Below are 13,252 nucleotides of genomic sequence, written 5' to 3' on the forward strand. Positions count from 1 at the left end.
CGAAGACACACGAAAGTTCAAATGGCCCGTCCGCATGGGCCACTCACCGGGGAGGTCGGCGACGGTGCCGCAACTGGGAACGCACGATGCACGAGCGGCCACCGCGGCAGCGCCCGAGACGAACGAGAGCGCCGACCGCGGCCGGTCAGCCGATGCCCCCGACTCACGCGTCAACGCCCACGCAACGCCGCCGGAGGGGCTCCGCGTCGAGCGCTCCGAGTTCCGCGGTCCGCTCTACGACGAGTGGGGCGAGCGGATGCGCGAACCCGCCCTGCTCGCTACCCTCGCCGGTGCGCGTGGCCGGGTCGGCATCCCGTCGAGCTCCGATCGTCACGCCTGGTCGCGCGTGGATCCCGCGACGGTCGCGGCGATCACCGACGTCGCCGAGCAGGAGGCGGGCCGTCCCTGGCCGAACGCGCTGGCATCCTCGTTCGCACGCTTCGTGCGCGACGGCGATCGTGACGAATTCCAGAACGCGGTGTTCGCCAGACAGCATCGGATCACCCGCGCCGTCGTGATGGCGGCCGTCACCGACGAGCAGCGCTGGATCGACGAGGCCGCGGACGGCGCCGTGCTGTTCTGCGAGCAGAGCACCTGGAGCTGGCCGGCCCACGACGACGCACACGCCCGCCGCGGATTCGTCATCTCCGACGCGTCCTCGCCATACGTCGACCTGCAGGCGGGCGACATCGTGGCGCAGCTCGCGCTCGCCGACCACGTGCTCGGGGAGCGATGGGACGCCACGTGGCCGGGGCTGCGGGAGCGCATCCGTCACGAGGCGGAGCTGCGGGTGTTCACCCCGTTCGAGTCACGAGACGACTTCTGGTGGCTCGGATACTGGCGCGAAGTGAACAACTGGAACCCGTGGATCCTGGGTAATGTCGTGCTCGCCGCCGTTCTGCTGCTCGACGACGACGAGCGCCTCGCCCGCATCATCGCGCGAGCCATCGAGAGCCTCGATCGCTATGTCGCGGAGCTGCCGGCCGACGGCGCGATCGACGAAGGCGTCTCGTACTGGTGGAACGGCGCCGTGCGCATGCTCGAATGCCTCGACCTCGTCGAGCGCATCACCGGCGGCGGATCCTCCAGGAGCGCCTTGGCCGCATCCGAGGTGCCTGTCGTGGCGCAGACCCTGCACTATCCGCTGCGCATGCAGCTCGCAGACGGCTGGTACGTGAACGTCGCAGACGGGCGACCGGTCACCAGTGGCAACGAGCCGTGGCACGTGCCGTTCCGATGGGGACGCCGGCTCGGCGACGCGCGGATCCTGGCGTGGGCTTCCAGTGCCCGTCGGTCGGGATCCCCTGTGGGGACCGCCGAGGGTGGGCTGCCCCGTCTGCTGCACGCGATCACGGACGCCGAGTGGTGCGCGGCGGAGCCCGAGCGTCCACCGCTGCCGGCAGGAGTCTGGCTGCCGTCCGTGCAGCTTGCCGTGCTCCGTGCACGGAGCGGTTCGGCGAACGGACTGGCACTGGCCGCGAAGGGCGGCACCAACGACGAGAACCACAACCACAAGGACGTCGGATCCTTCATCGTGGCCGCGGGCGGGCATCCGCTCGTCATCGACGCCGGCAAGCCCGTCTACACGGCGCAGACCTTCAGCCCCGAGCGCTACGAGATCCGCGTGATGCAGAGCGGATGGCACAACGCCCCTGCTCCCTTCCGCCTCGAACAGGGCGCCGGCCCGCGGTTCGCCGCTGCCGTCGTCGCGGCACCCTTCGGTCCGGCCGACGAGGTGCGCGAGCTGGACGCCGTCGACCTGCCGGCGGAGTTCGCCCTCGAGCTGGCGGGCGCGTACCCGCTCCCCGAACCGCACGGATGGCGCCGCACGTTCCGTCTCGTCGCGCCGACGCGCGTCGAGATCGTCGACGAGTGGCAGCTCGGCTCCGCTCCGACACCGGATGCGGCCGAGCCGACGATCGACTCCGCAGCCGCGCACGAGGTGCACCTTCTGCTCGCCGGCGACGTGCGCCAGGACGAAGAAGGGATCATCGTCGAGCAGGACGGACACTCCGTCGCGATCACCACGCGGGAGCGGATCGCACCGACGCTTCAGGTGTGGGAGCTGGACGACGGCGAGCTCCGTGCCGTCTGGGGTGATCGATTGACCAGGGCCACCTTCACCGTCGCAGGTCTCCACGGACGCCTGATCACGGTCATCGACGAGCTCGCCGAAGCCGAGACCGAGCAACTCCGATGAGCGGCACGGGCGGCTCCCTGTTCTCGCTGCAGCGGCGGGAACGGATCATGGACGAGGTGCGCGGGCACGGATCCGTCACCGTGAGCGAGATGGCCACCCGGCTGGCCGTCAGTGAGCTGACGATCCGTCGGGACATCAACGCGCTCGCGCAACAGGGCCTGGTCACCCGCGTGCACGGCGGGGCCACGTTGCGCAGCTCGATAGAGCCGGGGCTCACTCCGGGGCTCGCAGGACACGATCCGTCGCTGACGAAGTACACGATCGGCATGGTCGTGCCGTCGCTCGACTATTACTGGCCGGCCATCGTAAACGGGGCGAGGGCGCAGGCGACGCAGCTGCGGGCACGCTTCCTGCTGCGGGCATCCACGTACGACGTGCGCGACAACCGCAAACAGGTGGAGGCGCTGGTCAACACCCCCGGCATGCACGGCCTGATCGTCGCGCCTGCGACCTCCGGTCAGGAGGGCATCGAGATGCTGCGCTGGCTGGACTCGCTGCCGGTGCCGGTGGTGCTGGCCGAGCGGCGCATCCGTTCGGCAGCTGCCGTTCAACGCCTCGAGTCCGTCGCGACGGATCACGCGGCAGGCGCGGCCCAGGCCGTCCGTCACCTGCGAGCCGTCGGTCACGAGCGCATCGGACTGCTCGCTCACTGGCACAATCCGACCTCGCGCTTCGTGCGCCACGGCTGGCGCAAGGCACTGAAGTCGCTCGGTCTGCCGACGGATGTCGCCGACGTCGACACGACGAACTTCGACGACCTCGACCGCGAACGCGCCATGGACGACGTGCTGAAGATCTGCAAGGACACCGGAACGACGGCGCTCATCGTGCTGTCGGATCCGCCTGCACTCGCGCTGGAGCAGCACGCGCGTGACCGCGGCATCCGTGTGCCCGACGATCTCGCGCTCGTCGCGTACGACGACGAGGTCGCCCGGTTCGGTGATCCCGCGATCTCCGCCGTGCGTCCGCCGAAGCAGTTCGTCGGACGCGAGGCCGTCAACCTGCTGATCGCCAGACTGGATGCCGGCCCCACCCGTCCCGCGCACCGGGTCATGCTCACTCCGGAGCTCCACGTGCGGGACTCCTCCCAGCATGCGGATCCCCAGCCCGCCGCCTCCGCCGCCACCCGCCTACTTTCCGAGGAAGAGTCATGACCTCCCCGATTGCCGCACCCACGCTGACCCTGCCCGACGAAGACCGCACGCTGTCGCCCTACACCGGATGGACGCGGGAGCACTGGGCCGCCGTCGCCGACCACCTGCTGCTGTCCCTGCGTCCGTTCTTCTCGTCGACCCGCAGCCGGGTCGTCCTCGAGGGGCGCACGAGCGCGAACGGAGCCGACAGCGACGGATTCGAGGGCTTCGCCCGCTCCCTCCTTCTCTACGCGTTCCGCTCGGCGGGCGAAAGCGGACGAGATCCTCTCGGCTTCACCCCGTGGTACCGCGACGGCCTCCTCGCTGGAACGGACCCCGCGAACCTCCAGCGGTGGCCGCTGCCCGGCGAGAGGGACCAGGCCAAGGTGGAGGCGGCATCCATCGCGCTCGCCCTGCAGCTGACCCGACCGTGGATCTGGGACACCTACACCGCGGACGAGAAGCAGCAGATCATCGACTGGCTCGCCCAGTCCCCCGTCGGCTGGTACCCGGACAACAACTGGCTCTGGTTCCGTCTCACCGTCGAGACGTTCCTCGCTTCCGTCGGCGGACCGTACGACCTCGAGCGCGTGAGAGGCGACCTGGCGACGATCGAGTCCTACTACCGGGCAGACGGATGGTACGCCGACGGTTCCCTGCGCGCCTTCGACTACTACTGCGGCTGGGCCATGCACGTCTACCCCCTGCTCTGGACGGCTGCTGAGGGATCCGCCGAGCTCGGCGCGCGGACACTGGACCCGGTGTTCCGCGGCCGGCTGAGCGAATTCCTCGACGACTACGTCCACCTGATCGGGGCGGACGGCGTGCCCGTGATCCAGGGCCGCAGCCTCATCTACCGGTTCGCGACTGCCGCACCCCTCTGGATGGGCGCCGTCACCGGAGCGACGACGCTGGGGCCGGGTCTCATCCGACGTGCGGCATCCGGCGTGCTCAAGGCGTTCGTCGAACGCGGGTCCATCACGCCCGACGGCCTGCTCTCGCTCGGGTTCTTCGGCGAGTGGCCCGACATGGCGCAGAACTACTCGGGACCGGGATCACCGTACTGGGCATCCAAGGGGATGCTCGGCCTCCTGCTCCCGGCGGACCATCCCGTCTGGCAGGCGGTCGAGGAGCCGCTGCCCGTCGAGGTGGCGGACACCAGGACGGTCATCCGGCCGGCCGGCTGGATCCTCAGCGGAACCCGCGACGACGGCATCGTGCGGCTGTTCAACCACGGCGCAGACCGCGCGGCGAAGGGCGACGGCGCGGGCGACTCGCCGCTGTACGCCCGCTTCGCGTACTCGACCGCGACGATCCCGCCGCTGATCGGCGCGACGATCGACGACCCTGCAGACAACTCGGCCGGAGTCCTGGACAGTGAAGGGCGCTCCAGCCATCGGACGGGCTTCGAGAAGGGGATCATCGGCGACGACGGGATCGCGGCATACGCCACCTCGGTGACGCACGCGCACTGGGTCGACTCCAGCGGCGACACGTCGCCCGACCACGGATCCGGCCGGCAGGGTGTGATCGTCCCGGGTCCGGACCTGCAGACGGTGTCGATCGTGCGAGGACCGTGGGAGGTGCGTGCGGTGCGGGTCGCTCCGCACGATGCGGATGCGGGTGCAGATGCGGATGGCAGCGGAAACGACACCGACACGGCGCACGCGTCCGCTGCCGCACCGGCCACCGCGTCCGCGCCTGTCGCCATCCGGATCAGTGGATGGCCGTTGTCCTCCGCAACTTCGCCCACAGCCCAGCTGCGTGACCTGCACGCGCGCGTCGAGGCGGACGGCCTCGTGGCCGAGCTCGTGGCGCTGACTGCCGGCGGACATCCGTCCGTGCACGAGGAGTCGGGAACATCGCCACTCGGCGAGCACGTCTCGGTGCCCCGCCTCGCGTTCGACGACGTCGCGCCGGGAGAGACCGTCATCGCGGCATCCCGCCTGGGACGCGCCGGATCCGAGCCGCCGTCGGCGCGCGTCGTGTCCGGCGGTGCCGGAGCGGAGCTCGAGGTGACCTGGCCGGACGGAGCCCAGACCACGGTCGCCTTCCCCGCGGCCGCATGAGCGCCCAACCCGACGGCGCCCCACCCGACGGCGCCCCACACGACGCCCCGGCACGACGGTAACCCGCACGACGGCGACCCAGCACGACGACGACCCGGCGCGACGACGACGACCCGGCGCGACGACGACCCAGCGCGACGGCGACGCACCCGGATGTTGCCCAACCACCCTCGAATTCGCGCGAGTAGAGGGGTGGTTCGCCAACAACAGGGTGGTTCGCCAAGAACAGGGTGGTTCGCCAACAACAGGGTGGCTCGGCAACAATGGGGTGGCTCAGCAACAACTGGGGCTCGTCGGCGGCCGGGCGGCCGCGCCGCCGCCGGCGCTCAGACGGTGGGCGTGCTGTCGTGGAGCGTTACCACGCCGCGGATCGGCGCCGCGTCCGCGTCACCCTCGGTGAGCGCGAGCTCCAGGGACTGCTCGCCGAGGTCGCGAAGCGGCAGCGACACCGTCGTCAGCGAGGGCACCACGTCCTGCAGCATCTCGATGTCGTCGTAGCCGGCCACGGCGATCTCCGTACCCGGTGCGATCCCGCGCTCCCGCATCGCCGTCATGGCGCCGACGGCCATCACGTCGGTGACGGCGAAGACGCACTGCGGACGGATGCCGGCATCCAGCAGCGCGAGCATGTCGCTGTATCCGCCCTTCCGGGAGAACCCGCCGTGCACGATCGACGACTCCTGCGGACGGATGCCGTGGCCGGCCAGCCCGCGCAGGAATCCGCTCGCGCGATCCGCGGCTGTCGTGAGGCCCGCCGGACCGGCGAGCACGGCGAAGTCGCGGTATCCGCGGTCCACGAGGGCGTCGGCGAGCTCCGCCGCGCCCTCGGCGTTCAGCACCGGCACCGCCCGGAAGTCGTTCGCCCGCGCACCGATCAGTGCGACGCTGCCGCCTTGGTTCTCCACGGCGCTCAGCTCGGCGGCGATCGCGGCCTCCGTCTCCTCATCGACGTAACGGCTTCCGACGACGATCACGGCTGTCGGACGCTGACCGCGCAGCGCGGCGATCGTCTCGACGACGTGCTTCGGCTCGGTGCCGGCCGAGGACATCGTCACGACGAGCCGGTGCCTGGCAGCGGCATCGACCACGCCCGCCGTGATCGCCGAGAAGTAGGGGTCGGCGATGTCGCCGAGCACCAGGGCGACGGTACGACTCGTGCCGCGCGCCACTGCCTGCGCCTGCACGTTCGTCGAGTAGCGCAGCTCGAGCGCGGATGCCTCCACCTTCGCCTTCAGCTCCGGGTTCACCGTGCGCGTGCTGCCGTTCAGAGCCCTGGATGCTGTCGCGAGCGAGACGCCCGCATGGCGCGCAACGTCGGCGAGCGTGGGAACGGCGGACGTCGCGCCCGGTTCCCCACCCGGTGTGGTGTCGATCCCTGTTGCCACTGCTGCTCCTTCGCACACCGACCTGCCCGGCCGTCTCCACGATTGTCTCGCATGCGGTCGGCAACCTCCCGCCACAGCCGACCGCCAAGACGGCGTTCGGTGATGTGCCCTACGAGCCACTTCCCGCGTCGTTGTTCCGACCTCCGGCCGAGCACGAGGGAGCGTCGCGGCGAAGGCCGGTTGGGATCTGCTGGTAACCGACCGCCGGGACGGCGGTCGGCGCTGACGTCGCGGCGGAGGCCGGAAATGGCCTCCGCTATCAGCTCCAGCGCGCTACTTGATGCCGGTGGTGGCGATGCCTCTGATGAGGAAGCGCTGACCGATGAGGAAGGCGAGGAACACGGGTATCAGCGACACGACCGACATGGCGAACAGGGCTCCCCAGTTTCCGCCGGTCTGGTTGTCGATGAACTGTCCGAGTGCCACCTGCACCGTCCACGTGTGCGGCTGGGTCAGGTAGACGATCGGGCCGAAGAACTCGTTCCACATCCAGATGAACGTGAAGATCGTCGTGGTCGCCAGTGCAGGCGTCATGAGCGGCAGGATGACGCGGAAGAAGATCCGCGGATGCCCGCAGCCGTCGATGCGCGCCGCCTCGTCCAGTTCGCGCGGGATCCCGCGGATGAACTGCACCATCAGGAAGATGAAGAACGAGTCCGTGCCGAGGATCTTCGGCAGGATCAGCGGCCAGAACGTGTTCAGCATGTGCACGTACGAGAACATGATGTACTGCGGCACCAGGGTCACCTGGAACGGCAGCATGATGGTCAGCAGCATGATCGTGAATGCCACCCGCTTGAACCGGAACTCCAGCCGGGCGAACGCGTAGGCGGCGAGCGAGCAGGCCAGCAGGTTGCCCAGGATCGCGCCGATCACGATGATGATCGAGTTGCCGAGGTAGAGGCTGAAGGGATCCGACAGCGCGTTCCAGCCGGCGGTGTAGTTGCTCCACTGGAAGCTGTTCGGGACGATGCTCGGATCGGTGAAGATCGCGTTGTTCGGCCGCAACGAGCTGACCACCATCCACAACAGCGGATAGAGCATCACGAACGCCAGCAGGATCATGATGACGTGCTTGACGATGCTCCAGGCGGAGCGCTTCACGCCACGGGATGCGGATCGGCCGCTCTTGCGCTGCTTCTCCGGCACGACGAGTGCTCGGGTTGCGGTCTCAGTTGTCATAGAACACCCAATACTTCGAGGTGGCGAACGTCACGGCCGTGATGATCGCGATGATGATGAACAGCAGCCAGGCCATCGCCGACGCGTAGCCCATGTTGAATTGGTTGAAGCCCTGCTGGTACAGGTACAGCGTGTAGAACATGGTCGAGTCCGACGGCCCGCCCGTTCCTCCCGACACCACGAACGCCTGCGTGAACGACTGGAACGCCCCGATCAGCTGCAGAATGATGTTGAAGAAGATGATCGGCGACAGCATCGGCAACGTGATCCGGAAGAACCGAGTCCAGAACCCCGCACCGTCGATTGACGCCGCCTCGTAGTACATGTCGGGAATCTGGCGCAGGCCGGCGAGGAAGATGATCATCGGCGCACCGAACGTCCACACGTTCAGGATGATGATCGTGCCGAGCGCGAACTGCGGGTCGGAGATCCATCCGGGCATGTTGTGCAGTCCGAACAGTCCCAGCACCTGGTTCACCAGACCGGTCTGGCTGAAGATCTGACGCCATAGGATCGCGACCGCCACCGAGCTGCCCAGCAGCGACGGCAGGTAGAACACGGAGCGGTAGAACGGCAGCGCGCGCATGCCCTTGTCCAGCACCATCGCCGCCGCCAGTGCGATCACCAGCTGGATCGGCACCGAGATGAACACGTACTCGAAGGTCACCCGCAGAGAGTTCAACAGGCGCGTGTCCTGGAACATGCGCACGTAGTTGTCGAATCCGATGAGGTGCGGCGCCTGAATCAGGTTGTAGTTCGTGAACGACAACCACAGCGACGCGATCATCGGTCCGGCGGTGATGAGGATCAGGCCCAGGAGCCACGGCAGCAAGAAGAAGAAAGCCGCCTTGTTGTCGCGTTTGCCGGTCGTCTTGGACGACCTCACAGAACGCAACTCTTCGAAGACGCTCACGCGAGCCCCCTTGTAATCGACGCTGAATACATGGTGCGGATCCGCCGGCGGCCCGCACTGGCTGACAGTACAAGGCCCCTGGCGACGTCGCCGCGGAAAGCGCTTCCCGCCCAATGTCCGAGCAACGGTACCTGCCGGTACCCGCACTCGTCAAGCGAACTCAGAAAGCGATTTCTGACACAGACTAACATCCGCTGCCACCCCCTCGGACCACGTCGCGGAGCACGATCTCGCAACGGAAGTGCTGTGACGCCGTCATCTCCCCACGGAACCAGAGGAGGAGGCTGCGATCCGGGACTCCTGAAACCGCGATCGGGCGCAGGTTGTCGACGTCCGAGCCCTGCGTGATCGCCTCCCACGTCCAGCTCGCACCCGAGTCCGTGGTGCGTCCCGCATAGATCTCGTGGTGGTCGGTGCGCTCATCCGTTCGCGGGTCGAACGGCGTCGACACGTAGACGACGTCGAGATCGTCGGGATCGATGACGGCGAGTCCCGTGTAGTCCTGCTCGTGCGGCAGCAGCCCGGCACCCGCCTTGGCCAGCGGATGCCGCACCCAGTCCCCGTCCGCATCCAGACGCGCGTAGACGAAGCGGTGATCCGACACCTGGCGCATCCTGGCGAACTCCTCCTCGGGGCCGGGGGCGTCGTCACCGCGTGCCGTGATGGTGGCGGCGATCGTGCCTGCGGCATCCCGGCGGATGTCGGATGTCCAGGCGTGCGTGAGCCTCACGCCGCCGATCCGCTCCCCCGCACCCAGCACCGTTGTCAGCTCGACCTGCGAAGGGGCATCGGTCTGCGGATCGAACGGGTGCTCGTCGACCACGGTTCCGTCGCTCCGGCGCAGTGCGCCCCCGGCGAAGTATCCGTGATAGATCGAGTTGTCGTAGTCGCGCGGATGATGATCCGTCGTGACCAGATCGATCCGTCCCTCGGATGCCGCGTATCGCGTGTACCCGTTGACGTAGCCGACCTTGGGTCGGGTGAAGACTTTGCCGGCATACGTCCACGTGTCGCCGTCGTCGTCGGAGACGAGTGCGCACGGATCGTCGTTCACGGCTCTGCTGAAGCAGTACAGCCGTCCGTCGAGCTCGTGCAGATTGGTGTAGGTGACGCCTCGTCCGCCGGTGAACGGCGCCCAGTCGAACGTGCGCTCAGGCCCCCAGCTGGTCGGATCTCCGGGTTCGCTGACCCGCCAGCGCATCAGGTCGTCGGTCTTGTGCTTCGTGTAGGCGGCGAGCCATCGTCCGTCCGCACGACGCCACAGCGCCGGAACGTCGTGGTCGTCGATCTCGAGCGCCTCGTGCAGCATGACGATCGTCGCCGCGCGCGATGCGAGATCGACCACCGTGAGCTCGACGTTGCCCGCCCTGCGCTTTCCTCCCGGTCCTTCGGCGGCGGCGATCGATCCGACGACCAGGGTTCCGGTCTCCGGATCGACGAGCGCTCGCTCGCCCTGGAACCAGCACCAGGCTCCGTTGTCGTTGATGACGTACTCAGTCATGGATTCCTTTCACGCGTCCGGACGGCGTCAGCGAACGTCCGTCGGGTCGCAGGCGGCGATGCTCGGCCCGAGCGAGGAGTCGCGCTCGGGCCGAGAGTGTACGTGCGTCGACGCGACCGGACTACGAGTTGGCGTCCAGCAGGCTCTGGACCTCGGACTTGAACGCGGCGGCGGCATCGGCGGGAGTGGCACGACCGAAGATCACGTCCTGCGTGTGGCGCTGCGCAACCTGGGCGACCGTGCTGGTCCCCTTCGGCGGAACCGGCGGCACCCAGGAGATCTCGCTCTTGACGTTCTGCATGTAGGCGATGGCGAGCTGGTCGGTCTTCGCGAGCAGCGGCGTGATCGTCTCAAGCACCTTCGCGTTCGTCGGAATGCCTCGATCGATCAACTGCAGCTTCGCAGCCGACGTGTCGTTGAGGAAGACGTTGATCAGGCCCCCGGCCTGCGCCGGATACTTGGTCTGCGCCGACATCGACCAGTACATCGACGGCTTGAGATAGAGACCGTTCTTCTTCGCCGAACCGGACGAGCTCGGCGGACGCAGCAGCACCAGATCACCGCCGTTCGCCTGGGCGAGGGCCGTCAGCTGCGAGTTCCAGTGCCATCCCATGGCGGACTTGTTCGTGCCGAAGAGCTCCTGCTGCACCGACGAGGCGATGTCGTTGGTGTACTGGTCGGCGGTGGGGCCACCGCCGGAAGCGAAGAGCTTCTTGACCATCGTGAACCAGTTCGCGACGCCGTCTGCCGTGAAGGCGAGCTTGCCCTTGTCGGTGTAGAGCTGCTGGCCGTGCTGGTGCAGCCAGATCTGCAGATCCTGATCGGCGCCGTACCAGGACGTGCCCGTGAACTCGCCGCCTGATGCCTTCGCGAGCTTCGTGCTCAGGGCGATGTAGTCATCCCACGTCCAGGTCTTGTCGTCGGGGAGATCGAGACCGGCCTTCTCGAACAGCGTCTTGTTCGCGAACACGCTGTAGACGGTGTTGCCTGCCGGGATGCCGAACAGTTTGCCGCCCTGCGTGCCCGCCGCCAGCGACGACTTCAGCGGTTCCGTGTCGATGCTTCCCACGTTGCTCATGTCGAGCAGGGCGCCGCGACCGCCGTACTCGGAGATGTACGCCTGGTCCATCTGGATGATGTCCGGTGCGGTCTGCGCAGCCACCTGCGTCGACAGCTTGGTCCAGTAGGTCGCCCACTCGCCGGGAGCCTGGTTGACCGTGACCTTCGGATGCGCCTTCGTGAACTTCGTCACGATCGCGTCGGTGTACTGCGTGCGAAGCGGATTGGTCCACCACGCGAGCGTCAAGGTCGCCTTCTTGAAGGCGTCACCTGCCGCCGCCGTCGTCGCACCTCCACCGGTCGGAGCGGACGTCCCGCATCCCGCGAGCAGGAACGTCGTGCCGATACCGGTCAGTGCGAGCGCACCGAACTGGCGTCGGGAAATCTGTTGCTGTGACATGTGGCCTCCTTGCCAGGCTGTGATCGAGCGGATCCGGCTGCGCAGGACACTGTCCAGGCAGTCACGAAAAGTGAACGCTCACTTTCTTGAGTGCAGATTGCACTATATCCGCCTAGAATGCAACTGGGTCGAACAGGCCCGAGCCGATCGCGATTTTCAGCGGCGAGGCGGGGCCCAGGGCGTGTCTGACAGTTCGGGGTCGCCGAGTGCACCGCAGCCAGCCCCGAATTGTCAGACATGCCCTAGTGCGATGGCTTCGGATACCGTGACGAACGCAGGCGATGGCCGGCGGCGAGATGACGAACGCTGCCGAAGAAATCACCGGACGAGGGATGACATGGCCAACAAAGCGACGAGAGCGACGGCTCCCCGACGCAAGCGCGTGACGATCATGGAGGTCGCCGGCCGTGCCGGCGTCTCGCATCAGACGGTCTCCCGCTATCTGCAGTTCAACGGCGGCCTCAAGCCGGCAACCGTCGAGAAGATCGAGGCGGCGATCCGCGAGCTGGACTACAAGCCCGACCTGATCGCACGGTCGATGCGCACGCGTCGAACGAACCGCATCGCGATCGTGCTTCCAGAGCTGACGTACTTCCTGCCAACGCCGTTCCTCGGCGCAACAGCCGTGGCGCACGAGGCCGGATACGAGGTCGATGTCGTGAGCCTTGAGGGCGACGAGACCCGTCGCCGCGATCGGGTGCGCACCCTCCTCGAGAGCGAGCGGGTGGAGGGCGTGCTCTCGCTGACCCCACTCGGAGACACACAGGACCTTCAGTCGGATCAGTCGACCCCGATCCTGGTCGTCGGCCAGTACGACGACAAGATGCGCTCGACGGGCTCGTTCGCGGACGGCGCCTTCGCCGGTGAGGTCGTCAAGCACCTGGCCGACCACGGCCACCGTCGATTCCTGCACGTGGCAGGTGACCAGCGGTGGGCATCCGCTCGCAATCGGCTGCTGGTGTACCAGGCGGCGATCGAACGCCTCGGGCTCGAGTCGTACGGCGTCGTCGGAGGCGCCTGGACCGTCCAGTCGGGCTACGACGCGGCAAGGGATCTGCCTGCGAACTCTGGCGTGACCGCCATCTTCGCCGCGAAGGACACCATCGCGTTCGGGGTGATCAGAGGGCTGCAGGATCGCGGCATCCGCGTTCCGGACGACATCAGCGTCGTGGGATGGGACAACGACGAGTTCGCGCGATTCTCCGCGCCCACGCTGTCGACCGTCGAGGACAACCTCGAGCTCATCGGCCGGCAGAGCATGCAGCAGCTCATCGCCCGGATCGAGGGCACGGAGCCCCCTGAGGCGCGTCAGGAGATCATCGGAAGGCTGATCCCGCGGGGATCCAGTGGACCCGCACCGGCCTCCAACTGACCGACGTCACGACCGAGTCGGCCTGCGCCGCAGTACCC

9 protein-coding genes are annotated in these 13,252 nt (G+C 67.7%); 4 read left to right on the plus strand and 5 right to left on the minus strand.

The window, feature by feature from the left end:
• Positions 1 to 64 precede the first annotated feature (64 nt).
• From ACX9R5_RS17035 to ACX9R5_RS17045, 3 genes are read left to right on the plus strand one after another with little or no spacing between them, the layout of a single operon-like run.
• Positions 65 to 2,200: a heparinase II/III family protein gene (locus ACX9R5_RS17035; protein WP_459410248.1), complete on the plus strand. Its 2,136-nt coding sequence runs from the start codon at positions 65 to 67 to the stop codon at positions 2,198 to 2,200.
• On the plus strand, positions 2,197 to 3,354 hold the full coding sequence (locus ACX9R5_RS17040) for a LacI family DNA-binding transcriptional regulator (protein WP_459410249.1): 1,158 nt from the start codon (positions 2,197 to 2,199) through the stop codon (positions 3,352 to 3,354). Before ACX9R5_RS17035 ends, ACX9R5_RS17040 begins: the two co-directional genes overlap by 4 nt.
• On the plus strand, positions 3,351 to 5,402 hold the full coding sequence (locus tag ACX9R5_RS17045) for a DUF2264 domain-containing protein (protein WP_459410250.1): 2,052 nt from the start codon (positions 3,351 to 3,353) through the stop codon (positions 5,400 to 5,402). The genes ACX9R5_RS17040 and ACX9R5_RS17045 overlap by 4 nt, the downstream gene beginning before the upstream one ends.
• A 326-nt stretch (positions 5,403 to 5,728) precedes the next feature.
• Here ACX9R5_RS17045 and ACX9R5_RS17050 read toward each other — a convergent pair whose 3' ends face one another.
• The 5 genes from ACX9R5_RS17050 to ACX9R5_RS17070 all read right to left on the minus strand — a co-directional run bounded on the left by ACX9R5_RS17050 (position 5,729) and on the right by ACX9R5_RS17070 (position 11,842).
• The gene (locus tag ACX9R5_RS17050) at positions 5,729 to 6,787 is read right to left on the minus strand and encodes a LacI family DNA-binding transcriptional regulator (RefSeq protein WP_459410251.1); all 1,059 of its coding nucleotides are present in this window, start codon (positions 6,785 to 6,787) and stop codon (positions 5,729 to 5,731) included.
• A gap of 273 nt (positions 6,788 to 7,060) precedes the next feature.
• Positions 7,061 to 7,969: a carbohydrate ABC transporter permease gene (locus ACX9R5_RS17055; protein WP_459410252.1), complete on the minus strand. Its 909-nt coding sequence runs from the start codon at positions 7,967 to 7,969 to the stop codon at positions 7,061 to 7,063.
• Positions 7,959 to 8,882, minus strand: coding sequence for a carbohydrate ABC transporter permease (locus ACX9R5_RS17060; RefSeq protein WP_459410253.1), 924 nt, complete (start codon positions 8,880 to 8,882; stop codon positions 7,959 to 7,961). The genes ACX9R5_RS17055 and ACX9R5_RS17060 overlap by 11 nt, the downstream gene beginning before the upstream one ends.
• A 184-nt stretch (positions 8,883 to 9,066) precedes the next feature.
• Positions 9,067 to 10,383, minus strand: a complete 1,317-nt coding sequence (locus ACX9R5_RS17065; RefSeq protein WP_459410254.1) for a BNR-4 repeat-containing protein — start codon at positions 10,381 to 10,383, stop codon at positions 9,067 to 9,069.
• A gap of 121 nt (positions 10,384 to 10,504) precedes the next feature.
• Entirely contained in the window at positions 10,505 to 11,842 is a 1,338-nt protein-coding gene (locus tag ACX9R5_RS17070) for an ABC transporter substrate-binding protein (protein ID WP_459410255.1), read from the minus strand.
• Positions 11,843 to 12,179: 337 nt separating this feature from the next.
• Here ACX9R5_RS17070 and ACX9R5_RS17075 point away from each other — a divergent pair, with 337 nt between their 5' ends.
• Positions 12,180 to 13,214, plus strand: coding sequence for a LacI family DNA-binding transcriptional regulator (locus ACX9R5_RS17075; RefSeq protein ID WP_459410256.1), 1,035 nt, complete (start codon positions 12,180 to 12,182; stop codon positions 13,212 to 13,214).
• Positions 13,215 to 13,252: the final 38 nt, after the last annotated feature.

This window comes from Rathayibacter sp. CAU 1779, assembly GCF_054551755.1.

What these genes read in the sequence shown, in the direction of transcription:
- ACX9R5_RS17045 (WP_459410250.1), top strand. Translation starts at nt 3,351, where the DNA reads ATGACCTCCCCGATTGCCGCACCCACGCTGACCCTGCCCGACGAAGAC.
- ACX9R5_RS17065 (WP_459410254.1), bottom strand. Translation starts at nt 10,383, where the DNA reads ATGACTGAGTACGTCATCAACGACAACGGAGCCTGGTGCTGGTTCCAG.
- ACX9R5_RS17040 (WP_459410249.1), top strand. Translation starts at nt 2,197, where the DNA reads ATGAGCGGCACGGGCGGCTCCCTGTTCTCGCTGCAGCGGCGGGAACGG.
- ACX9R5_RS17055 (WP_459410252.1), bottom strand. Translation starts at nt 7,969, where the DNA reads ATGACAACTGAGACCGCAACCCGAGCACTCGTCGTGCCGGAGAAGCAG.
- ACX9R5_RS17070 (WP_459410255.1), bottom strand. Translation starts at nt 11,842, where the DNA reads ATGTCACAGCAACAGATTTCCCGACGCCAGTTCGGTGCGCTCGCACTG.
- ACX9R5_RS17075 (WP_459410256.1), top strand. Translation starts at nt 12,180, where the DNA reads ATGGCCAACAAAGCGACGAGAGCGACGGCTCCCCGACGCAAGCGCGTG.